At 74.9% G+C, this 22293-nt stretch carries 16 protein-coding genes; 14 read left to right on the forward strand and 2 right to left on the reverse strand.

Features of this window, described 5'->3' with window-relative positions:
- Positions 1-4: 4 nt before the first annotated feature.
- On the reverse strand, positions 5-1480 hold the full coding sequence (locus ACFWTC_RS05980; RefSeq protein ID WP_384028296.1) for an MFS transporter: 1476 nt from the start codon (positions 1478-1480) through the stop codon (positions 5-7).
- Between the two features lie 87 nt (positions 1481-1567).
- Between ACFWTC_RS05980 and ACFWTC_RS05985 the strand changes: the two genes are divergently transcribed.
- The 8 genes from ACFWTC_RS05985 (at position 1568) to ACFWTC_RS06020 (ending at position 11625) form a co-directional block, all read left to right on the forward strand.
- Positions 1568-2581 carry a LysR family transcriptional regulator gene (locus ACFWTC_RS05985; RefSeq protein WP_384028294.1) on the forward strand — a complete coding sequence of 338 codons (1014 nt, stop codon included), beginning with the start codon at positions 1568-1570 and terminating at the stop codon, positions 2579-2581.
- Between the two features lie 54 nt (positions 2582-2635).
- The gene (locus ACFWTC_RS05990; RefSeq protein ID WP_383927641.1) at positions 2636-4006 is read left to right on the forward strand and encodes a nitrate/nitrite transporter; all 1371 of its coding nucleotides are present in this window, start codon (positions 2636-2638) and stop codon (positions 4004-4006) included.
- A 135-nt stretch (positions 4007-4141) separates the two neighbouring features.
- Positions 4142-5302 carry a uroporphyrinogen-III synthase gene (locus ACFWTC_RS05995; RefSeq protein ID WP_383927644.1) on the forward strand — a complete coding sequence of 387 codons (1161 nt, stop codon included), beginning with the start codon at positions 4142-4144 and terminating at the stop codon, positions 5300-5302.
- A gap of 151 nt (positions 5303-5453) precedes the next feature.
- Positions 5454-5987, forward strand: coding sequence for a GNAT family N-acetyltransferase (locus ACFWTC_RS06000; protein ID WP_384028317.1), 534 nt, complete (start codon positions 5454-5456; stop codon positions 5985-5987).
- A gap of 115 nt (positions 5988-6102) precedes the next feature.
- The gene (locus tag ACFWTC_RS06005) at positions 6103-6720 is read left to right on the forward strand and encodes a CGNR zinc finger domain-containing protein (RefSeq protein WP_383927647.1); all 618 of its coding nucleotides are present in this window, start codon (positions 6103-6105) and stop codon (positions 6718-6720) included.
- Between the two features lie 103 nt (positions 6721-6823).
- Positions 6824-9130, forward strand: a complete 2307-nt coding sequence (locus ACFWTC_RS06010; protein ID WP_383927650.1) for a HelD family protein — start codon at positions 6824-6826, stop codon at positions 9128-9130.
- A 479-nt stretch (positions 9131-9609) separates the two neighbouring features.
- Entirely contained in the window at positions 9610-11013 is a 1404-nt protein-coding gene (locus tag ACFWTC_RS06015; RefSeq protein ID WP_383927653.1) for an NAD-dependent malic enzyme, read from the forward strand.
- Positions 11014-11343: 330 nt separating this feature from the next.
- Positions 11344-11625 carry an HU family DNA-binding protein gene (locus ACFWTC_RS06020; protein ID WP_007264399.1) on the forward strand — a complete coding sequence of 94 codons (282 nt, stop codon included), beginning with the start codon at positions 11344-11346 and terminating at the stop codon, positions 11623-11625.
- A 252-nt stretch (positions 11626-11877) separates the two neighbouring features.
- Here ACFWTC_RS06020 and murA read toward each other — a convergent pair whose 3' ends face one another.
- A complete protein-coding gene (murA, locus tag ACFWTC_RS06025) occupies positions 11878-13221 on the reverse strand; it encodes a UDP-N-acetylglucosamine 1-carboxyvinyltransferase (protein ID WP_383933465.1) in 1344 nt (447 codons plus the stop codon).
- Positions 13222-13483: 262 nt separating this feature from the next.
- Here murA and ACFWTC_RS06030 point away from each other — a divergent pair, with 262 nt between their 5' ends.
- From ACFWTC_RS06030 to ACFWTC_RS06055, 6 genes are all read left to right on the forward strand, one after another.
- On the forward strand, positions 13484-14044 hold the full coding sequence (locus ACFWTC_RS06030) for a YqgE/AlgH family protein (RefSeq protein ID WP_383933463.1): 561 nt from the start codon (positions 13484-13486) through the stop codon (positions 14042-14044).
- A gap of 28 nt (positions 14045-14072) precedes the next feature.
- Complete coding sequence (locus ACFWTC_RS06035) at positions 14073-14357, forward strand: DUF3039 domain-containing protein (RefSeq protein ID WP_112448118.1); 285 nt, start codon at positions 14073-14075, stop codon at positions 14355-14357.
- Positions 14358-14520: 163 nt separating this feature from the next.
- Positions 14521-16158, forward strand: a complete 1638-nt coding sequence (locus ACFWTC_RS06040) for a beta-N-acetylhexosaminidase (RefSeq protein WP_384028292.1) — start codon at positions 14521-14523, stop codon at positions 16156-16158.
- A 237-nt stretch (positions 16159-16395) separates the two neighbouring features.
- Positions 16396-17322 (forward strand): FAD binding domain-containing protein, encoded by a 927-nt coding sequence (locus ACFWTC_RS06045; protein ID WP_384028290.1) that lies wholly within the window; start codon positions 16396-16398, stop codon positions 17320-17322.
- A 20-nt stretch (positions 17323-17342) separates the two neighbouring features.
- The gene (locus tag ACFWTC_RS06050; protein WP_384028288.1) at positions 17343-19919 is read left to right on the forward strand and encodes a 2Fe-2S iron-sulfur cluster-binding protein; all 2577 of its coding nucleotides are present in this window, start codon (positions 17343-17345) and stop codon (positions 19917-19919) included.
- Positions 19920-19932: 13 nt separating this feature from the next.
- The gene (locus ACFWTC_RS06055; RefSeq protein ID WP_383924398.1) at positions 19933-22281 is read left to right on the forward strand and encodes a xanthine dehydrogenase family protein molybdopterin-binding subunit; all 2349 of its coding nucleotides are present in this window, start codon (positions 19933-19935) and stop codon (positions 22279-22281) included.
- Positions 22282-22293 lie beyond the last annotated feature (12 nt).

Consider the following 22293-nt stretch of genomic DNA (forward strand, 5'->3'; position numbering starts at 1 on the left):
CCAGTCATGTCCGATCCCGGCCGGAAGCGGTGCGTACCACGCGGGAACGATCACTCGCCCGCCGCATGAATCCGCCCGACGCGGCCGCCGGGAGGGTGAGCGCGGCCGCCGCCGCGGGCAGCAGGTAGGCCGTGGTGGTGCCGAAGTGGTCCACGAGCAGGCCGGCCGAGGCGGAGCCCGCGGCGATGCCCGTGAGGATGGCGGTGACCGCGAGGGTCATGCCCTCGTTGAGGCGGCCCCCGGGGGTACGGGCGTGGACCTCGGACATCGCGGTGACCATCGTCGGGGCCGTGGCCATCCCGGCCAGCAGGAGCGCGGCCGCCAGGGCGGGCAGGGAGCCGGCGGCGGCCGCGGCCCAGGGGAGGGCCATCAAGGCGGCCATCGCGGCCAGGCAGAACGGCAGGCCGCGGGGGCGCAGGGTGCCGTAGACCAGGCCGGCCGCACAGGAGCCCGCCGCCTGGAGGGCCAGTACCGGCCCGGAGGCGGCGCCCAGCCCGTGCGCGGCGAGGTGGGCGATCGAGGCGACCTCCATCGAGCCGAAGACCACGCCCGTGGCCAGGAAGACCGGCAGGAGCGGGCCGAGGGCGCGCAGCGGGGACGCGCCGCCCCGCGGCGCCGTCGACACCGGGGGTTCCGTGGCCCGCCGGGAGGTGAAGACCAGCATCCCGGCCAGGAGCAGCGCCGCGGCCGTGAGGGTGCCCGCCTCGGGGAAGACGGAGGTGCACAGCACGGCCGCGAGGACAGGGCCGAGCATGAAGCACAGCTCGTCGGCGGCCTGTTCGAAGGACATCGCCGTGTGGTGCGCGGCCGGGGAGCCGCGCAGCAGGTGGGTCCAGCGGGCGCGGGACATGCCGCCGATGTTCGGGGTGGTGGCGGTCGCGGCGTACGAGGCGAAGAGGGTCCAGGCGGGGGCGTCGAAGCGGACGCAGGCGACCAGGGAGAGGGAGCCCAGGACGGCGATCAGGGCCGCGGGGAGCGCGACCCGGGCCTGGCCGTGCCGGTCGACCAGCCGGGCCGTCCAGGGGGCGACCAGGGCCGTGGCGGCCAGGCCGGTGGCGGTGACCGCCCCGGCGAGGGCGTACGAGCCGCGCTGGCCGGCGATCATCATGACCGCGCTGACCCCGAACATGCCCATCGGGAGCCGGGCGAGCAGGTTCCCGGCGGTGAAGGCGCGGGTCCCGGGGAGGTCGAACAGCCGGCGGTACGGGCCGTGGGCGCGGGCTCGCCGGACGCGGACCGGGGCCCGGCAGGCGGCCCGGGCCGGAGCGGCTGGGGCGGCGATGACGAGTGTGGAGCCGGTGACGGTCATCCGGGGCGCACGGGCGCCGCCCCCGGCGCCGACCCCGGCCCGGGCGGACGCGGAGAAGGCGGGGGCCGCGAAACGGGCGGGAGCGGAACGGGCGGGCTCGGAACGGCCCGGGGAGGCGGCCGGGGCCGGCGCGGGGCGGACGGAGGCGGTGCGGGCGGGCGCGGTGGGCATGGTCACAGCCTCGGGCCCGGTCCCGGCCCGGGTCCAACACCTGTTCAGGACCCATTCACGCCCCTGCGTTGTTAGTCTCGGGGGGTGATGCCCCGCGATGTGGAACCCCGGCTGCTGCGCGGCTTCGTCGCCTGCGCGGAGGAGCTGCACTTCACCCGCGCCGCCGCCCGCCTGTACGTCGCCCAGCAGGCCCTGAGCCGGGACGTCCGGCGGCTCGAACAGGACCTGGGCGCCGCCCTGTTCGTACGGACCACCCGGCAGGTGGAGCTGACGCCCGACGGGGAGCGCCTGCTGCCCCTGGCCCGCCGCGTGCTGCGCGCGCACGAGGAGCTGGCCGCGGCCTTCGGCGGGGACGGCGGGCCCCGCGCGCTCCTGGTCGACGTGAACACCGACGGGCCCGGCACCGGCCGCACCGTCCTGGAGCGGGCCCGCGAACTCGCCCCGGACTGCGAGCTGATGGCCCGCTTCGAGAGCGGGCTGACCCATGCCGCCGCCGAGATCGCGGCCGGGCGGCTCGACGTCTCGTTCGGGTACGCCGACGGGCTCGGCCCGGCGCTGCGGGCCCGCCTCGAACGGTGCCCCGTACGGTTCGAACCGCTCGCCGTGCTGCTGCCCGAGCGCCACGCCCTGGCCGGGCGGGAGGCCGTACCGCTGGACGGGCTGGCCGGGGAGTCCGTGTACGCCGGCGCCGGGAACCCGCGGACCCTGGAGTGGACGGCGCTGGCACGCGAGCTGTTCGCCGGCCGGGGCATCGAGGTGGCGCCGCCCGCGCCGGTCGCCATGGGCAAGGAGGAGTTCGGGCGGGTCATGGCCAAGACCGGCAATCCGGTGCTGGTCGCAGTGGACTTCCCCGACATGCCCGGCTGCGTGAAGCGGCCGCTGACCGGGCCGGTGCCGCTGTCGCCGCTGTCGATGGTGTGGCGCAAGGGCTTCCGCCACCCCGGGCTCGACGCCCTGCGCACCGCGGCCGCCGGGCTGGCCGCCGAGCGGGGGTGGCTCGTACCGCCTCCCGGCAGCTGGACCCCGGTCGGCTCACACCCGGCCCCCGGGGCGGGTGAGAGCAAGGTATCCCGGCGGTCATCGGGCGGGGACCGGGGCTGAAACGCGCCGTTCCTACCGTCGTCACCACGGACGCGACAGCTGTGGAGGCGTGTGATGACCGGTACGAGCGCACCGCGCAAGGGGGGCCGCTGGATCGAGCGGTGGGACCCCGAGGACGAGGTCTTCTGGCAGGAGTCGGGGGAGCGGACCGCCCGCCGCAACCTCCTGTACTCGGTGTTGTCCGAGCACATCGGCTTCTCCATCTGGTCCCTGTGGTCCGTGATGGTGCTCTTCATGGGCCCCGGATACGGGATCGACCCCGCCGGGAAGTTCTTCCTCATCGCGACCGCCACCTTCGTCGGGGCCCTGGTGCGGGTGCCGTACACCTTCGCCGTCGCCCGGTTCGGCGGCCGGAACTGGACCGTCGTCAGCGCCCTGCTGCTGCTCGCGCCGACCGCGGCCGCGCTGGTCGTCATGGAGCCGGGGACCTCGTACGGCACGTTCCTGCTGGTGGCCGCCCTGACGGGGGTGGGCGGCGGGAACTTCGCCTCGTCGATGACCAACATCAACGCCTTCTTCCCGCTGCACAAGAAGGGCTGGGCGCTCGGGCTGAACGCGGGCGGCGGCAACATCGGCGTCCCCGTGGTGCAGCTCGCGGCGCTGCTGGTGATCGCCACCGCCGGGGCCGGGCACCCGAGGCTGCTGCTCGCCGCCTACCTCCCGCTGATCGTGGCGGCGGCCGTGCTGGCCCTGGTCCGGATGGACAACCTGGCGCCCGTGCGGAACGACACCGGCGCGGTGCGGGAGGCCGTGCGCGAGCCCCACACCTGGATCATGGCGTTCCTGTACGTCGGCACCTTCGGGTCCTTCATCGGCTACAGCTTCGCCTTCGGGCTGGTCCTGCAGACGCAGTTCGGCCGGACCCCGCTCCAGGCCGCCTCGCTGACCTTCGTCGGGCCGCTGCTCGGTTCGCTGATCCGGCCGGTGGGCGGGGCGCTCGCCGACCGCTTCGGCGGGGCGCGGATCACGCTGGGCACCTTCGTGGCCATGGCGGCGGCGACCGGGGTCGTCGTCCTCGCCTCGGTGCGGGAGTCGCTGGCGGTGTTCCTGGTCGGGTTCGTCGCGCTGTTCGTCCTCAGCGGGCTCGGCAACGGCTCGACGTACAAGATGATCCCGGCGATCTTCCAGGCCAAGGCCCTGGCCAGGGGCATGGACGGTGAGGGCGCGGCGGCGTACGGGCGACGTCTGTCGGGGGCCTCCATGGGACTGATCGGCGCCGTGGGGGCGCTCGGCGGGCTCGGCATCAACCTGGTGTTCCGGCAGGCGTTCACCGCCTCCGGGTCCGGGACGGCCGCCTTCGTGACCTTCCTCGGCTTCTACGCGGTGTGCTGCGCCGTGACCTGGGCGGTATACCTTCGCCGGCCGGCCCCGGTGATCGTCGCGGAGCCGGGTGCGACGGCGAAGCCGCAGCTCACCTCGGTGTAACGGCGGTTAACGGCCGCGAAATACGGTGGAACCGAGCCTGACACGCCGTGCGGGCAGGCTCGGTTCCCGCGCCCGCGTCCGTTCACCCCCCGCCTCCCGCGGCGCGACACCGACCCACTGGGCAAGGCAGGTCACATGTACGAGCACAGGCAGCACACCGGTCCCGGCCCCCTCTCCGGCTTCACCGTCGGGGTGACCGCCGCCCGGCGCGCCGACGAGTTGATCGCCCTGCTGCGCCGCCGCGGGGCCGCCGTCCTGCACGCGCCCGCGCTGCGGATCGTGCCGCTGGCCGACGACAGCGAGCTGCTCGCCGCCACCAAGGAGCTGATCGCCGCCGCCCCCGACGTGGTGGTCGCCACCACCGCCATCGGGTTCCGCGGCTGGATCGAGGCCGCCGACGGGTGGGGGATCGGCGAGGAGCTGCTGGAGCGGCTGCGCCGGACCGAACTGCTCGCGCGCGGGCCGAAGGTGAAGGGCGCCATCCGGGCCGCCGGGCTCGTGGAGACCTGGTCGCCGGAGTCGGAGTCACTGGCCGAGGTGCTGGAGCGGCTGCTGGCGGCGGGCGTGACCGGGCGGCGGATCGCGCTCCAGCTGCACGGCGAGCCGCTGCCCGGCTTCGTGGAGGCGCTGCGGGCGGGCGGCGCCGAGGTGGTCGTCGTCCCCGTGTACCGGTGGATGGAGCCGGAGGACCTCGCGCCACTGGACCGGCTGCTCGACGCGGTGGCCGGCGGCACGGTGGACGCGGTCAGCTTCACCTCGGCGCCCGCGGCGGCCTCCCTGCTGTCCCGGGCCGCGGAGCGCGGCGTACGGGAACCCGTGCTCGCGGCGCTGCGGGGGCCGGTGCTCTCCGCGTGCGTGGGGCCGGTCACCGCGCTGCCGCTCCAGGCGCACGGGGTGGACACGGTGCATCCGGAACGCTTCCGGCTGGGCCCCCTGGTGCAGCTGCTCTGCCAGGAACTGCCGGGCCGGGCCCGGGTCCTGCCGGTGGCCGGGCACCGGCTGGAGGTGCGCGGGCACGCGGTGCTGCTGGACGCGGAGCTGCGGCCCGTACAGCCGGCCGGGATGGCGCTGCTGCGGGCGCTGGCGCGGCGGCCCGGCTGGGTGGTGTCGCGGGCGGACCTGTTGCGGGCGCTGCCGGGGGCCGGCCGCGACGAGCACGCCGTGGAGACGGCGATGGCCCGCCTCAGGGTGGCCCTGGGGTCGCCGAAGCTGATCCAGACCGTGGTCAAGCGGGGGTACCGGCTGTCGCTGGACGCGGGCGGGGACCTCAAGTACACGGAGGCGCCCCGGGGATGACGCCCGACGGCGCTCCGGGGGCCGGGCTCGGACCGGGGCCGGGTCGGGCGCCGCCGGGTCCGCGCAGGGTCGGGTCTTCGGCCGCCGCCGGGTCTGGGCAGGGTCCGCGGTCGTCGGCTAGCGTGCCGGGGTGATCGTCGACGGAGTGGAGATGAGGGGGCTGGAGCCCGGGGACGCGGCCGGGCTCGCCGACGTGCTGGCCCGCAACCGGGCGTACATGGCCCCCTTCGAGCCCCCCCGGCCCGAGGCCTTCTACACGGAGGCCGGACAGCGGGCCCGCATCGAGGGCGTGCTCGCCGAACGGGACGCCGGCCGCATCCTCCCGTACGTGTTCGTCGAGACGGCGACCGGCGCGCCCGTCGGCTCGATCAACCTCGGCAACATCGTGCTGGGGCCGCTGCGCAGCGGCGGCGTCGGCTACTGGGTGGACCGGGCCTGGAACGGCCGCGGGCTGGCCACCGCCGGAGTCGAGGAGGTCTGCCGGGCCGCCCGCGACGAGGTGGGCCTGCACCGGGTCGAGGCCGGGACCCTCGTCGACAACTTGGCCTCGCAGCGGGTCCTGGCGAAGGCGGGCTTCGAGCAGTACGGGCTCGCCCCGCGCTACCTCCACATCAACGGCGCCTGGCGCGACCACTGCCTGTTCCAGCGGCTCCTGCACGGGGACCCGCCGCCCGCCGGCGGCTGACGGGCGCCGAAGCGGCACGTCCCGGTCCGCACGGGGGCTTCCGCCGTGCCCGGCCTGCGGGCACTCTGGGAGGAGCGACGGCGGCCGGGCTCCGGCGGGCGAGGCGGTGACGGGCATGTGGTTCGACTCCGGGAGGCTCTGCCTCGACCTGGTGGCCACGTGCGCGCCCCACGAGGGGCTCGCCGAGGGCGACGACCTGCGGCTGTGGCTCGTCGGGGTTGGGCTGGTTCCCGACCGGACGCCGCTGGCCCGGCCGGGGCCCGACTGGGTCGCCGCCTTCCGGGACCTGCGCGGCGACGTGGAGGTCCTCGTACGGGCGGAGCCGCGTCCGGCGGCCGCCCCGCCCGCCGGCACCCCGCACCCGCCCGCCCCGCACACCCCCGCCCCGCCCGCCGGCACGGCGCAGGCCCTCGCCCGGGTCAACGCGCTGGCCGCCGGACCACCCCCGGGCCTGTGCGCGGTACGGGACCAGGAGGGGCACCTCGTACGGGAGTTGTGCGGGGGCGTCGGATGCGGCGCGCTGCTCGCCGCCGTCGCCCGGGACGCCGTCGAGCTGCTGACCGACCCCGGCGACCTGGCGCTCCTGCGGACCTGCGAGGGAGAGGGCTGCACCCGGGTCTACCTGGACACCTCCCGGGGACACCGGCGCCGCTGGTGCTCCAGCGAGCTGTGCGGCAACCGCGAGCGCGTCGCCCGGCACCGCCGGCGGGTCCTGGCGGCCGGGCCCCGGTAGGCGGCGTACCAGCCCGCGAGACCGGTTCCGGAACGGGCATGCGGACAGGCCGCGGATTCGCGTACGGTTGACGGTCGCCCATGCACGTCAGAAGGGGGCCTTGGTGGCCGCGCAGAATGCCGCTGTCGACAGCACGGCGGATTCCGTCCGCGATCGGGAGATCGGGGTCGAGCAGACGCATCTCGACCAGGTGTACCGACGCCTTGAAGAGAAGATCCACGAGGCCGAGTTCCTGATGAACGACGCCGCGAAGCGGGGCCAGGTCGGGACGCCCGGCGCCCTCGCCGAGCGCGACGCGCAGGTCTTCCGGGCAGGTATCCACCTCAACCGGCTCAACAACGAGTTCGAGGACTTCCTGTTCGGCCGCATCGACCTCGTGCTCGGCAAGGACGGGGAGCGCGGGCCGGACGGCGCGTTCACCTCCGTCGAGCCGGCGGACGACGCGATCCGCGAGGACCTCACGGCCGACATCGCCGAGACGCTGCACATCGGCCGGATCGGGGTCCTGGACTCCGACTACGCGCCGCTGGTCATCGACTGGCGCGCGCCGGCCGCCGCGCCGTTCTACCGCTCCACGCCCAAGGAGCCCGGCCGCGTCGTGCGCCGGCGCGTCATCCGCTCCAAGGGCCGCAAGGTGCTGGGCGTGGAGGACGACCTGATGCGCCCGGAGGTCACCGCCTCCCTGGACGGCCGGGAGCTGCCCGCCATCGGCGACGGCGCCCTGATGGCCGCCCTCGGGCGGGCCCGCACGCACTCGATGCGGGACATCGTCTCCTCCATCCAGGCCGAGCAGGACCTGGTCATCCGGGCGCCCGCCGCGTCCGTGGCCGAGGTCGCGGGCGGGCCGGGCACCGGCAAGACCGCCGTCGCCCTGCACCGCGCCGCCTACCTGCTCTACCAGGACCGGCGCCGCTACTCCGGCGGCATCCTCATCGTCTCCCCGACGCCGCTGCTCGTCGCGTACACCGAGGGCGTCCTTCCCTCCCTCGGCGAGGAGGGCCAGGTCGCCATCCGCGCGCTCGGCTCGCTGGTCGACGGCGCCGAGGCGACCACGTACGACGACCCGGTCACGGCCCGGATCAAGGGCTCCTCCCGGATGCTCAAGGTGCTGCGCAAGGCCGTACGGGGCGCCCTGGAGCTCGGGAACGCGCCCGACCGGCTGCGCGTGGTGGCCTTCGGGCGCCGCCAGGAACTGGAGTCCGCCGAGCTCGACCGCATCCGGCAGAACGCGCTCAGCGGCACCGCGCCCGTCAACCTGCTGCGGCCGCGCGCCCGCAAGCTGCTGCTCGACGCGCTGTACGCGAAGTCCGGCGGCTCCGGCCGGCACAGCGACCCGGAGCTGGCCGCCGAGCTGCGCTCCGCCTTCGACGAGGACGTCTCCACCGAGGACGCCTTCATCGGCTTCCTGGGCGCCTGGTGGCCCGAGCTGACCCCGCGCGCCGTGCTCGCCTCCATGGCCGACGAGCGCCGGCTCGGCCGCTGGTCGCGCCGGGACCTGGCCCCGCGCGAGACCCGCCAGCTGGCCCGCTCGCTGCGTCGGCTCGGCCCCGACGGCAAGGGCCCCCTGTCGGTGCACGACGTGGCCCTGCTGGACGAGCTCCAGCTGCTCCTCGGCGCGCCCGCCCGGCCCAAGCGGAAGCGGGAGATGGACCCGCTGGACCAGCTCAGCGGTCTGGAGGAGCTGATGCCGACCCGCGAGGAGACCCAGTGGGAGCGGGCCGAGCGGCTCGCGGCGGAGCGCACCGAGTACGCGCACGTCATCGTGGACGAGGCCCAGGACCTGACGCCCATGCAGTGGCGGATGGTGGGCCGCCGCGGCCGGATGGGGACCTGGACGGTGGTCGGCGACCCGGCGCAGTCCTCCTGGACGGATCCGGAGGAGGCGGCCGCCGCCCGCGACGAGGCCCTGGGCAGCCGTCCGCGCCGCCGGTTCACCCTCACCGTGAACTACCGCAACCCGGCGGAGGTCGCCGAGGTGGCCTCCCGGGTGCTGCGACGGGCGATGCCGGGGATGGAGCCGCCGACCGCGGTGCGCTCCACGGGCCTGGAGCCCCGCTTCACGGCCGCCGGGGCAGACCTGGGGGCCGCCGTGCGCGAGGAGACCCGCCGGCTGCTGGACCAGGTGGACGGCACCGTGGGCGTGGTCGTGGCCATGGACCGGCGCGCGGAGGCCGCGGGCTGGCTCGCGGAGCTCGGCGGCCGGGCGGTCGCGCTGGGCAGCCTGGAGGCCAAGGGGCTGGAGTACGACGCGACGGTGGTGGTCTCCCCGGCGGAGATCGCGGACGAGTCCCCGGCGGGCCTGCGCGTGCTGTACGTGGCGCTGACGCGCGCGACCCAGCAGCTCACGGTGGTCTCCGCGGAGCGCGACCGGCCCGACGCGGACGGGGTCCCGGAGCTGCTGCTCCCGTAGCCGCCGGGGGCGTACGGCCGGATGGTCGGCAGCCGGGAGCGTGGTGTCCGGAATCGGCCCCCGGGAGGGGGCTCACTTCCGGCGATCCTTTGTTAGCCTGGGTACGGCACCGACTCGATCCAAGCCCCCGGGCCCAACCTTCGTCGCTTAGAGCGACCACTTGCCGCGAGGCGAGCATGGCGGGTCGGTGTCATAGACGTCAGCAGTAGTGAGCTAGCGGTACGCAGCAGTACCCGAAGTAGCAGTCACACCAGGTCCGCGCCCCCCAATCCGTGGGGGGCGCGGACCTGTTTCGTATCAACCCACCATTCCGCGCACCTCCACTCTCTCGTATGGTGGAAGTGTCTTTCCGAAATTTGTAGCTGGTTACCTTGTACCGGCTGGTAGGTGGGACGATCGGACAACAGGTCCTGCCACGCCTGCCGTGCGCGGGGCTCTGTGTGTACAGCGAAAACCAGGGACAGAAGAGGAACACGGCCATGGCAACGGCGCCCAGCGTCTCGTATTCGATGACGGTCCGCCTGGAAGTGCCCGCGAGCGGAACCGCGGTCTCCCAGCTCACCACCGCCGTGGAGTCTTCCGGCGGCTCGGTCACCGGCCTCGATGTGACCGCCTCCGGCCACGAGAAGCTCCGGATCGACGTCACCATCGCCGCGACGTCCACGGCGCACGCGGACGAGATCGTCGAGAAACTGCGCGGCATCGAGGGCGTGAGCCTCGGCAAAGTCTCCGACCGGACCTTCCTGATGCACCTCGGCGGCAAGATCGAGATGGCGTCCAAGCACCCCATCCGCAACCGCGACGACCTCTCGATGATCTACACCCCGGGCGTGGCCCGCGTGTGCATGGCGATCGCCGAGAACCCCGAGGACGCGCGCCGCCTCACCATCAAGCGCAACTCCGTCGCAGTCGTGACGGACGGCTCCGCCGTCCTGGGCCTCGGCAACATCGGCCCGATGGCCGCGCTGCCCGTCATGGAGGGCAAGGCCGCCCTCTTCAAGCGCTTCGCCGGCATCGACGCCTGGCCGATCTGCCTCGACACCCAGGACACCGACGAGATCGTCGCGATCGTCAAGGCGATCGCCCCGGGCTTCGCCGGCATCAACCTGGAGGACATCTCCGCGCCGCGCTGCTTCGAGATCGAGGCACGGCTGCGCGAGGCCCTCGACATCCCCGTCTTCCACGACGACCAGCATGGCACCGCGATCGTGGTGCTCGCCGCCCTCACCAACGCGCTGCGCGTGGTCGGCAAGGCGGTCGGCGACGTCAAGGTCGTCATGTCCGGAGCCGGCGCGGCCGGTACGGCCATCCTGAAGCTGCTGCTCGCGGCGGGTGTGAAGAACGCGGTGAGCGCCGACATCCACGGCGTCGTGCACGCGGGCCGCCCCGACCTCGTCGACGCGGCCGCCGACTCCCCGCTGCGCTGGATCGCCGACAACACCAACCCCGAGGGCTACACGGGCACCTTGAAGGAGGCCGTGGTCGGAGCCGACGTCTTCATCGGCGTCTCGGCCCCGAACGTGCTCTCCGGCGACGACGTGGCCGCCATGGCCGAGGGTGCCATCGTGTTCGCGCTCGCGAACCCGGACCCCGAGGTGGACCCGGCGGTCGCCCGTCAGACGGCCGCCGTCGTGGCCACCGGCCGCTCCGACTTCCCGAACCAGATCAACAACGTGCTGGTCTTCCCGGGCGTCTTCCGCGGCCTGCTGGACGCTCAGTCCCGCACCGTGAACACGGACATGATGCTGGCCGCCGCGGCCGCGCTGGCGGACGTCGTCGGCGAGGACGAGCTGAACGCGAACTACATCATCCCGTCGGTCTTCAACGACAAGGTCGCGGGCGCGGTCGCCGGCGCCGTCCGCAAGGCCGCCTCGGGGGCCTGACGGCCCCTGTGAGCGCCCTCACGCCCCCCGATCCCGGCGCGTCGCGAGATGCGGGCCCGCCGGGCCGCCTCTAGGGTTGCGGGGATGCCCGCGCGGTCCGCGGTCCGCATCGGCCGAAGGCGGACGGAGCGTCACCGCCGCGTGACTGTGGCGCTTTTCGTGTGACCCCGGCGGGTGCCGGATTGGCTTTCCCGCCGCTGGTGGGGGCAGGATGCGTAACCGGGCGAGAGGGTCTGACGTTCAGACCCGGGTCCGGGGACTGTCCGAGGGCCCTGGCAGCATCGGCTTCGATCTCACGCCTCTAAGGCAAGTTGAACACGGGAGTACAACATGAACCGCAGTGAGCTGGTGGCCGCTCTGTCCGAGCGCGCCGAGGTGACCCGCAAGGACGCCGACGCCGTTCTGGCCGCGCTCGCCGAGACCGTCGGCGAGATCGTCGCCAAGGGCGACGAGAAGGTCACCATCCCCGGCTTCCTGACCTTCGAGCGCACCCACCGTGCCGCTCGCACCGCGCGCAACCCGCAGACCGGCGACCCCATCCAGATCCCGGCCGGCTACAGCGTGAAGGTCTCCGCGGGCTCCAAGCTCAAGGAAGCCGCCAAGGGCAAGTAGTCCGCCCTTGTGCCGAGGGCCGCACCGGCCCCCGGGACGGCAGCGTGACGCAGTAACGCCGAAGGGCGGCCACCCCGTACGGGGTGGCCGCCCTTCGGCGCGTGCGGGGCCGCCCGCGGCCGCTGTGGGCCGTGGGGGCCGTGGGGCCCCGCACGGGCCGTGGGGGCCGTACGGGGCCGTTACGGGGCCACGGGAAAGGCCCCCCGGTCCCCTTGCGGGGTCCGGGGGGCCTCCAGGCACCGGTGGTACGGCTCAGACGACGTCGCCGCCGGGCAGCTCGACCTTCGCGCCGAGCTCCACGAGCTTCTCCATGAAGTTCTCGTAGCCGCGGTTGATCAGGTCGATGCCGTGGACCCGCGAGGTGCCCTCGGCCGCCAGCGCCGCGATCAGGTACGAGAAGCCGCCGCGCAGGTCGGGGATGACCAGGTCGGCGCCCTGCAGCTTGGTGGGGCCGGAGACGACCGCCGAGTGCAGGAAGTTGCGCTGGCCGAAGCGGCAGGCCGAGCCGCCCAGGCACTCGCGGTACAGCTGGATGTGAGCACCCATCTGGTTGAGCGCCGAGGTGAAGCCGAGGCGGGACTCGTAGACCGTCTCGTGGACGATCGAGAGGCCGGAGGCCTGCGTCAGGGCCACCACGAGCGGCTGCTGCCAGTCGGTCTGGAAGCCGGGGTGCACGTCCGTCTCCAGCGCGATGGCCTTCAGCGGGCCGCCGGGGTGCCAGAAGCGGATGCCCTCGTCGTCGATCTCGAACGCCCCGCCGACGCGGCGGTAGGTGTTCAGGAACGTCATCATCGAGCGCTGCTGGGCGCCGCGCACGTAGATGTTGCCGCCGGTGGCCAGGGCCGCGGAGGCCCAGGAGGCCGCTTCCAGGCGGTCCGGGAGGGCCTTGTGGTTGTAGCCGCCGAGACGGTCCACACCGGTGATCCGGATGGTCCGGTCGGTGTCGACGGAGATGATGGCGCCCATCTTCTGCAGGACGCAGATGAGGTCCTCGATCTCCGGCTCCACCGCGGCGTTGCTGAGCTCGGTGACGCCTTCGGCCAGTACGGCCGTCAGCAGCACCTGCTCGGTCGAGCCGACCGACGGGTAGGGCAGGCGGATCTTGGTGCCGCGCAGGCGCTGGGGAGCCTCCAGGTACTGGCCGCCCTCGCGCTTCTCGATGGTCGCGCCGAACTGGCGGAGCACGTCGAAGTGGAAGTCGATCGGCCGGCCGCCGATGTCACAGCCGCCCAGGCCGGGGATGAAGGCGTGGCCCAGGCGGTGCAGCAGGGGGCCGCAGAAGAGGATCGGGATGCGCGACGAGCCCGCGTGGGCGTCGATGTCGGCGACGTTCGCGCTCTCGACGTGGGTCGGGTCGAGCACCAGCTCGCCCGGCTCCTCGCCGGGACGGACCGTCACACCGTGGAGCTGGAGCAGCCCGCGCACGACGCGCACGTCACGGATGTCGGGAACGTTCCGCAGCCGACTGGGTCCGCTGCCGAGCAGAGCGGCGACCATGGCCTTGGGCACGAGGTTCTTCGCACCGCGGACACGGATCTCGCCCTCGAGCGGGGTACCGCCGTGGACAAGCAGTACATCGTCACTGATGCCGGTCATGAATCTCGCGTTCCGGGAGGGGTGGGCAGGGGGCCAGTGAGAAGAGTAAGGGTCACCACCCCTTTGTTCGTAGGGCTGACGCGGCCGTAGGACTGTCATGAATTCGGTACAACACCCTCCGTATCCACCTCATGGCGGAGTGTCGCGTTCCGCCTGCTCCGGCGACGCGGGTCCCCCGTCGCCGCCGTGTGCCCTGAGCTGCGCGGGATTCGATCTCGCCGTCCGATCCCCCGGAAGGGCGAATGTGCGGGATCATGGCGGCATGACCGAGGTGTCCTCCCTCACAGGCCGGTTGCTCGTGGCCACCCCCGTCCTCGCGGACCCGAATTTCGACCGCGCGGTGGTGCTGCTGCTCGACCACGACGAGCAGGGCTCGCTCGGCGTCGTCCTCAACCGGCCGACCCCGGTGGGCGTCGGCGAGGTCCTGCTGCCCTGGGCGCCCCTGGCCGGCGAGCCCGGCGTGGTCTTCCAGGGCGGGCCAGTGGGCCTGGACTCGGCGCTGGGCGTGGCGGTCATCCCGGGGGAGGAGGGCCCCCTCGGCTGGCGCCGGGTGCACGGGGCCATCGGCCTGGTCGACCTGGAGGCGCCGCCGGAGCTGCTGGCCGCGGCCCTGGGGAGCCTGCGCATCTTCGCCGGCTACTCCGGATGGGGGCCCGGCCAACTGGAGGGCGAGCTCGGCGAGGGCGCCTGGTACGTGGTGGAGTCGGAGCCCGGCGACATCGCCTTCCCCGATCCGGAACGCCTCTGGCGGGCGGTGCTGCGCCGCCAGCGCAGCGACCTCGCGATGGTCGCCACCTATCCGGACGACCCGTCGCTGAACTGACCCGGGCGGGGGTCGGTACCCTGGGTCCATGAGCACTCTTGAGCCCGATCGCGGGACTGGCACGGGGACCCTCGTAGAGCCGACGCCGCAGGTTTCCCACGGTGACGGCGACCACGAGCGCTTCGCCCACTACGTCCAGAAGGACAAGATCATGGAGAGCGCGCTCGGGGGCACCCCCGTCGTCGCGCTCTGCGGCAAGGTCTGGGTGCCGGGCCGGGACCCGAAGAAGTACCCGGTCTGCCCCATGTGCAAGGAGATCTACGAGTCCATGGGTCCCGGTGGGGACAAGGACAAGGGCGGCAAGGACAAGTAGGTCCGGCCGCTCCGAGAAGGACCGGGGCCCCCGGGGTGCGCGTCGGCGCACCCCGGGGGCCTTTGCCGTGCCCGCGGAGCGGGTTAGGGTCGGCCGCTTAAGCGCACTGCGGAACAAGCGTTGCACGGTGCGCAACGGGCTGGCTGCCGCGAAGGGCTGACGCATGGACCTGATCCCCGCACCCCGGAACGCCGTTCCCCACCGGGACGGACACCGCTACGCCCTCCCGGCCCACCCGGCCCTCGACGCCGGCCCGGGCACCGCGGACACCGCGCGCTGGCTGCGCCGCGAGCTGGGCGCGGCCACCGGCTGGAGCCTGCCGGACGCCGCCACGGGGGCGCTTGGGGAGCTGCGGCTGCGCATCGACCCCGCGCTGGCCGGCGGGTCCGGCCCGGAGGCGTACCGCATCGACGTCGGCGCGGACGGCGCGGAGCTCACCGGTGCGACCGCGGCCGGGCTGTTCTGGGCCGCCCAGACGCTGCGTCAGCTGCTCGGGCCCGACGCCCACCGCAGGGCGCCGCTGCCCGGCCGGACCTGGAGCCTGCCGTACGTCGCCGTCGCCGACGCCCCCCGGTTCGGGTGGCGCGGCATGATGCTCGACGTCGCGCGGCACTTCATGCCCAAGGACGGCGTCCTGCGGTACATCGACCTGCTCGCCGCGCACAAGCTGAACGTGCTGCACCTGCACCTGACGGACGACCAGGGCTGGCGCGTCGAGATCAAGCGGTACCCGCGCCTGACCGGGGTCGGCGCGTGGCGGGCGCGCAGCCGGTGGGGGCACCGGGCCTCGCCGCTGTGGAGCGAGACCCCGCACGGCGGCTTCTACACCCAGGACGACATCCGCGAGATCGTCGCGTACGCGGCGGAGCGGCACGTCCGGGTCGTTCCCGAGATCGACGTGCCGGGGCACTCGCAGGCCGCGATCGCCGCCTACCCGGAGCTGGGCAACACCGACGTCGTGGACACGGCCGCGCTGACGGTGTGGGACGACTGGGGGATCACCGAGAACGTGCTCGCGCCGACCGAGGCCGTGCTGCGGTTCTACGAGGGGGTCTTCGAGGAGCTCCTGGGCCTCTTCCCGGCGGACGTCTCGCCCTTCGTGCACGTGGGCGGCGACGAGTGCCCCAAGGCGCAGTGGCGGGCCTCGGCCACCGCGCAGGCGAGGATCGCGGAGCTGGGGGTGGACGGGGAGGACGGCCTGCAGTCCTGGTTCGTCCGGCACTTCGACGGCTGGCTCGCGGAGCGCGGCCGGCGGCTCATCGCCTGGGACGAGATCCTGGAGGGCGGGCTGGCACCGGGCGCGGCCGTGTCCTCGTGGCGCGGTTACGCGGGCGGCATCGCCGCCGCCGAGGCGGGGCACGACGTGGTGATGTGCCCCGAGCAGCAGGTGTACCTGGACCACCGTCAGGACGGCGGCCCCGGCGAGCCGGTGCCCATCGGGTACGTGCGGTCGCTGGAGGACGTGTACCGCTTCGAGCCGGTGCCGCCCGAGCTGACGCCGGAGGCGGCCGCGCACGTCCTGGGCGCCCAGGCCAACGTGTGGACCGAGGTGATGGAACATCAGGGCCGCGTCGACTACCAGGTGTTCCCCCGTCTCGCCGCCTTCGCCGAGGTGGTGTGGTCGGGGCAGCCGGCCCCGGAGGAGCGGGACTTCGCCGGATTCGAAGAGCGGATGACGACGCACTACCGGCGGCTGGACGCACTCGGCGTCGGCTACCGGCCGCCGGGCGGTCCGCTGCCCTGGCAGCGCCGGCCCGGTGTGCTCGGACGTCCGATCGAGGGTGAACCCCCGAACGTGTGACGGCGGGCGGCGGGGCGCTGCGAAACGTTTCGAACCGGAACTCTTCCTCGATTTCGGTGGATACGGGGAAAACCGGGCGATCGCGCGAGGCGGGCGGGGGCGGCGGCCGCCCGGCCGACCCTCGCGCCGGGCGGCCCGGAAGATGTGCCAGAGTTGCCACGTCCCGGCGGTGAGCACGTACCGTACGGCGGACAGGCGTGAGCGCCGGGACCGGGACATCGGGAAGGGGCAGCTGGGTTGACCACGCACGCACCGCACGCATCGCACGCACCGCATTCCTCTCAGGGGCCTCACGAGCCTCAGGGGTCGCAGGCAGGGCAGTCCGTGACGCTGCCGGCCTCGCTCGACGAGGCCGTCGCGGCTCTCACGGCCATGCCCGCCGCCGTCCCCGTCGCCGGGGGCACCGACCTCATGGCCGCCGTCAACGCCGGGCAGCTGCGGCCCGCCGCGCTCGTCGGGCTGGGACGGATCAACGAGATCCGCGGCTGGCAGTACCAGGACGGGCACGCGCTGCTCGGCGCGGGCCTCACCCACGCCCGGATGGGACGGCCGGATTTCGCCGCCCTGATCCCCGCGCTGGCGGCCGCCGCGCGCGCCGCCGGGCCCCCGCAGATCCGCAACGCCGGCACCCTCGGCGGGAACATCGCCACCGCCGCGCCGACCGGCGACGCCCTGCCCGTGCTGGCCGCGCTGGAGGCCGTGCTCGTCATCGTCGGCCCGGGCGGATCGCGCGAGATCCCCGTGTCGTACCTGCTCGCCGGCCGCGAGATGCTCCGGCCCGGGGAGCTCATCGGCTTCGTGCGGGTACCGCTGCTGCACGCGCCCCAGGTGTTCCTGAAGGCCACGGGCCGTACCGGACCGGGGCGCGCGGTGGCGTCCGTGGGTCTCGTACTGGACCCCGCGCGCCGGGGCGTGCGCTGCGCGATCGGGGCGGTCGCCCCGATGCCGCTGCGGCCGCTGGAGGCGGAGCAGTGGGTGGCCTCGTTGATCGACTGGGACGGTGAGCGGAGCCTGGCCCCCGAGGCGCTGGAGGCCTTCGGCGAGTACGTCGCGGCGGCCTGCGTGCCCGACCAGGGCGAACCGGTGGCTCCCGGAGTTCTGCATCTGCGGCGGACGGTGGCCGTACTGGCACGGAGGGCCCTGGGGAGGGCACTGACCTCATGAGTGGGAACGGGAACGGGTACGTGAGCGGAGCGACTGGGGACCCGGGCAACGCGGGTTCCGCGGGCCCCGAATGGGGCTGGGAGCCGGTGCCGCACGGCGGCGAGTACGACTCCGACGCGACGGCCTTCGTGAAGCTGCCGCAGGACATGCTGGACGCGCTCGGCACCGGGGAGCCCCTGGCCGCGCCGGGGCACGGGTACGTGCCGCCGCCGATGATCGTGCCGCTCGGCTCGGCCACGACGGACCCGGCCGCCACCGGCTCCTGGACGAACCCGGTGCAGTGGCCGGAAGCGGCCGGTTCGGCACCCGCCGACCCGGCGCCCGGCACCGCCTCCGGCAGGGTGGTCGGCCAGGGGCCGGCCCCGGTCGGGGGTCCCATTCCGGCGTCGATCCCGCTGCCGGCCTCGGTGGCGGCGGCGTTCGCCCCGGCGGAGCAGGGGCAGCGGCACGGCCGGGCCGAGGGGCAGGCGCAGGGCCGGGTCCAGGAGCAACACCGGCAGGTCCAGGAACACCGGCAGGGGCAGAGCGAGACCGCGGAGTGGCGGTTCCCGCAGGCGGCGCAGGCGGCGCAGGCCGCGGGCACCGTTCCGGACGCGGCCACGGGGCAGTGGGTCCTGCCCGAACTGTCCGAACAGGGCGATGTGTCCGGGCAGTACGACCTCAGCGGCGTGTCCGGCCAGTACGACCTGAGCGGCGTGTCCGGCCAGTACGCGTCGGGCGGCGACGCGTCCGGGCAGTACGACCTGGGCGAGGCGACGGGCCCGTACGCGCCGGGTGGGGCGCCGGACCCGTACGCGTCCGGCGAGGCGTCCGGGCAGTACGACCTCAGCGGCGTGTCCGGCCCGTACGACCGGGGTGACGCCCCCGGCCGGACCGGGGACTTCCGGCAAGGCGGGCTGGACGCCGACTGGAGCCAGGCCCCGGCGACGCTTCCGGGCGGCGCCCCCGCCCCGTGGGCGAACCACCCCGACTTCGAGGGCGCCCGCGGTTACGCCGCGCAACAGCCCTCCGGCGAGACCGGCGCGGGCGTCCTGCCGGGCACCGACGCCGCCGTGGCGGCCGCCGCGGCCGGGCGGGCCGCCGACGGCCCCGGCGTGGGCTCCTCGCGCCGCGGACCGCGCGTGCTGGGCGGCCCCGGCGTGGGAACTCCGCTGCCCGACGGCGAACCGGTGGCCGAGGGCGAGCCCGCGCACCCGGCCCCGCACGACATCGACGCCGCCCACGGCCCGGCGGCGACGCCGGAGCCGGGGGAGCGGCCCGCCCCGGGCGAGCTGGACCTCTTCGGCGGAGTGCGCGCCGAACCCGAGCCCGGGCCCGAACCCGCGGAGCCGGCCGCCGGTTCGGCGCGGGCCGCCCGGGACCCGGACACCGACGGGCACGGCTTCGCCGCCTTCGGCCACGCGCCGGAGCAGGAGCACGCGCCGGAGTCCGGCCGCGCGCCGGAGCGGGGTGACGGGCTCGGGCGCGGGCGCGAGGCCGGTCCGGTTCCCGAGCCCGGTACCGGCCTGCCGGCCGGAGCCGTCCCCGAGGCGGCGCAGACCGACCCGGAGCGCGACCCGAACCGGGACGCCGCCTACGACCCGGCGCCGGACGTGGAGTACGACGCTGCCCGGGGCGCGGAGTTCGGCGCTGCCCGGGATGCGGAGTACGACCCGGCCCCGGACGTGGAGTACGACCCGGCGCCGGACGCCGGCCGGGAGCCGGGCGCCGCGTCGGGGTACGGGCCCGTCGGCGGGCCGGTACCCGTGGACGGTTCCGCCGGCGACGGGGCCGGCGGTCCCGCGGCGGAGCACGCCGACACGGACGGCCGCGGCTTCGCCGCAGCGGGCCCGGCCCCCGCGGACACCGGGGCCGCGCACGTGCCGGACGCGGACACCGCCGACCGCGCCCTGGAACTCCGGGGCGAGGGCGCTGCCGGGGAGCTCCCGGCGGAGGGGCCGGCGTACGAGGACGAGACGGGTACCGCCGCCGTCGCCCAGCACGAGCATCCGGCGGCCTCCTACGTCCTGCGCGTCAACGGCGCCGACCGGCCCGTCACCGGCGCCTGGATCGGCGAGTCCCTCCTCTACGTGCTGCGCGAGCGCCTCGGCCTCGCCGGCGCCAAGGACGGCTGCTCGCAGGGCGAGTGCGGCGCCTGCGCCGTGCAGGTCGACGGCCGGCTCGTCGCCTCCTGCCTCGTGCCGGCCGCGACGGCCGCCGGCAGTGAGGTCCGCACCGTCGAGGGGCTCGCGACGGGCGGGGAACTCTCGGACGTCCAGCAGGCGTTGTGCAGGTCGGGTGCGGTGCAGTGCGGGTTCTGCGTACCGGGCATGGCCATGACCATCCACGACCTGCTGGAGGGCAACCACGCCCCCAACGAGCTGGAGACCCGCCAGGCCCTGTGCGGCAACCTCTGTCGCTGCTCCGGTTACGCGGGGGTCGTCGACGCCGTCCGCGAGGTCGTGGCGGGGCGCGAGGCGGCCGCGGCCGAGCCGTCGGCGACGCAGGCCGGGACCGCCAGGTCGTCGGGGTCCGGTGCGCACGGCGGGCACGAGCCGCGCATTCCGCACCAGGCACCGCCCGGCGAGGGCGGCATCCACCACGGAGGCACGCAGTGAGCGGGGGCACGGAGTGAGCGGGCAGGACGCGGCGACGGCGACGACAGCGGTCAACCACTCGGTCGCGGCCAAGGCGGCCGGCGACCCCTCCGAGGCCGCGCCGGACCAGCCGCCGCGCGGCATCGGCGCCAACGTGCCCGCCGCCGACACCCGGGCCAAGGCCGAGGGAACCTTCCCCTACGCCGCCGACCTGTGGGCCGAGGGCCTCCTGTGGGCCGCCGTACTGCGCTCCCCGCACGCCCACGCCCGCATCCTGTCCATCGACACCTCGGCCGCCGCCGAGATGCCCGGCGTGCGCGCCGTCGTCACCCACGCCGACGTCCCCGGTGCCACCACGCACGGCCGCCGCGTCGCCGACCGCCCGGTGTTCGCGCACGACCTCGTGCGCCACCACGGCGAGGCCATCGCCGCGGTCGCCGCCGACCACCCCGACACCGCCCGGCTCGCCGCGGCCGCGATCGCCGTCGAGTACGAGCTCCTCGACGCCGTCACCGACCCCGAGCAGTCCTTCGGCGCCCCCGCCCTGCACCCCGACGGCAACCTGATCCGGCACATCCCGCTCCGCTACGGCGACCCGGACGCCACCGGCGAGGTCGTCGTCGAGGGCCTCTACCGGATCGGCCGCCAGGACCCCGCGCCCATCGGCGCCGAGGCCGGACTGGCCGTACCGCGCCCCGACGGCGGAGTGGAGCTGTACACCGCCTCCACCGACCCGCACACCGACCGCGACCTGGCCGCCGCCTGCTTCGGGCTGGAGCCGGACCGGGTCCGCGTCGTGGTCACCGGGGTCCCCGGCGCGACCGCGGACCGCGAGGACGCCGCCTTCCAGCTGCCGCTGGGCCTCCTCGCCCTGCGTACGGGCTGCCCGGTCAAGCTGGCCGCCACCCGCGAGGAGTCCTTCCTCGGGCACACGCACCGCCACCCCACCCTGCTGCGCTACCGCCACCACGCGGACGCCGAGGGCCGCCTCGTCAAGGTCGAGGCCCAGATCCTGATGGACGCGGGCGCGTACGCCGACTCCTCCTCGGAGTCCCTGGCGGCGGCGGTCGCGTTCGCCTGCGGCCCGTACGTCGTCCCGCACGCCTTCGTCGAGGGCTGGGTCGTGCGCACCAACAACCCGCCGTCGGGCCACGTCCGCGGCGAGGGCGCCATGCAGGTCTGCGCCGCGTACGAGGGCCAGATGGACAAGCTGGCCGCGGCCCTCGGCATCGACGGCGCCGAGCTGCGCATGCGCAACGTGCTGGCCACCGGCGACCTCCTGCCCACCGGCCAGACGGTCACCTGCCCGGCGCCGGTGGCGGAACTCCTGCGCGCGGTCCGCGACTTCGAGCTGCCGGCCCTCCCGAAGGACACCTCGGAGGACGAGTGGCTGCTGCCCGGCGGCCCGGAGGGCGCGGGCGAACCGGGCGCGGTGCGGCGGGGCGTCGGGTACGGGGTCGGCATGGTGCACATGCTCGGCGCGGAGGGCGCGGACGAGGTCTCCACGGCCACCGTGAAGGTCGTCAACGGCGTCGCCACGGTCATCTGCGCGGCGGTCGACACCGGCCAGGGCTTCGCCACCCTCGCCCGCCAGATCGTCCAGGAGGTGCTCGGCGTCGACGAGGTCGCGATGGCCCCGGTCGACACCGACCAGCCCCCGGCGGGTCCGGCGGCGCACGGCCGCCACACGTGGGTGTCGGGCGGCGCGGTGGAGCGGGCGGCGAAGATGGTCCGCACCCAGCTCCTGCAGCCGATGGCGCACAAACTGGGCATGTCCACCGAGCTCCTGCAGATCACGGACGGCCGGATCACCTCGTACGACGGCGCGTTCTCCCTGCCGGTCCTCGAGGCGATGGAGGGCAAGGAACTGTGGGCCACGGCCCAGTGCCGCCCCCACCCGACGGAGCCCCTGGACGCCGACGGCCAGGGCGACGCCTTCGTCGGCCTGGCCTTCTGCGCGATCCGCGCGGTGGTGGACGTGGACATCGAGCTGGGCTCGGTACGGGTGGTCGAACTGGCCGTCGCCCAGGACGTCGGCCGCGTCCTCAACCCCCGCCAGCTGGAGGCCCGGATCGAGGCCGGCGTCACGCAGGGCGTCGGCGCGGCCCTGACGGAGAACCTCCGCACGGTCGCGGGCCTCGTCCGCCACCCGGACCTGACGGGCTACGCCCTGCCGACGTCCCTGGACGCCCCGGTGGTGCGCATCGTCAAGCTGGTGGAGGAGCGGGACGTGGTGGCCCCGTTCGGCGCGAAGGCGGCGAGCGCGGTCCCGGTGGTCACGACGCCGGCGGCGGTGGCCTCGGCGGTGCGGGCGGCGACGGGACGGCCGGTGAACAGGCTCCCGATCAGGCCGTCGGCGGCGGTGGCCGTACCCAACTCGTGACCGTGTGACCCG

This window comes from Streptomyces sp. NPDC058619 (assembly GCF_042717785.1).
In the GTDB taxonomy this organism is placed as follows: domain Bacteria; phylum Actinomycetota; class Actinomycetes; order Streptomycetales; family Streptomycetaceae; genus Streptomyces.

Coding starts and splice junctions, on each gene's coding strand:
- ACFWTC_RS05980 (WP_384028296.1), bottom strand. CDS start 1,480: ATGCCCACCGCGCCCGCCCGCACCGCCTCCGTCCGCCCCGCGCCGGCC.
- ACFWTC_RS05985 (WP_384028294.1), top strand. CDS start 1,568: ATGCCCCGCGATGTGGAACCCCGGCTGCTGCGCGGCTTCGTCGCCTGC.
- ACFWTC_RS05990 (WP_383927641.1), top strand. CDS start 2,636: ATGACCGGTACGAGCGCACCGCGCAAGGGGGGCCGCTGGATCGAGCGG.
- ACFWTC_RS05995 (WP_383927644.1), top strand. CDS start 4,142: ATGTACGAGCACAGGCAGCACACCGGTCCCGGCCCCCTCTCCGGCTTC.
- ACFWTC_RS06000 (WP_384028317.1), top strand. CDS start 5,454: ATGAGGGGGCTGGAGCCCGGGGACGCGGCCGGGCTCGCCGACGTGCTG.
- ACFWTC_RS06005 (WP_383927647.1), top strand. CDS start 6,103: ATGTGGTTCGACTCCGGGAGGCTCTGCCTCGACCTGGTGGCCACGTGC.
- ACFWTC_RS06015 (WP_383927653.1), top strand. CDS start 9,610: ATGGCAACGGCGCCCAGCGTCTCGTATTCGATGACGGTCCGCCTGGAA.
- ACFWTC_RS06020 (WP_007264399.1), top strand. CDS start 11,344: ATGAACCGCAGTGAGCTGGTGGCCGCTCTGTCCGAGCGCGCCGAGGTG.
- murA (WP_383933465.1), bottom strand. CDS start 13,221: ATGACCGGCATCAGTGACGATGTACTGCTTGTCCACGGCGGTACCCCG.
- ACFWTC_RS06030 (WP_383933463.1), top strand. CDS start 13,484: ATGACCGAGGTGTCCTCCCTCACAGGCCGGTTGCTCGTGGCCACCCCC.
- ACFWTC_RS06035 (WP_112448118.1), top strand. CDS start 14,073: ATGAGCACTCTTGAGCCCGATCGCGGGACTGGCACGGGGACCCTCGTA.
- ACFWTC_RS06040 (WP_384028292.1), top strand. CDS start 14,521: ATGGACCTGATCCCCGCACCCCGGAACGCCGTTCCCCACCGGGACGGA.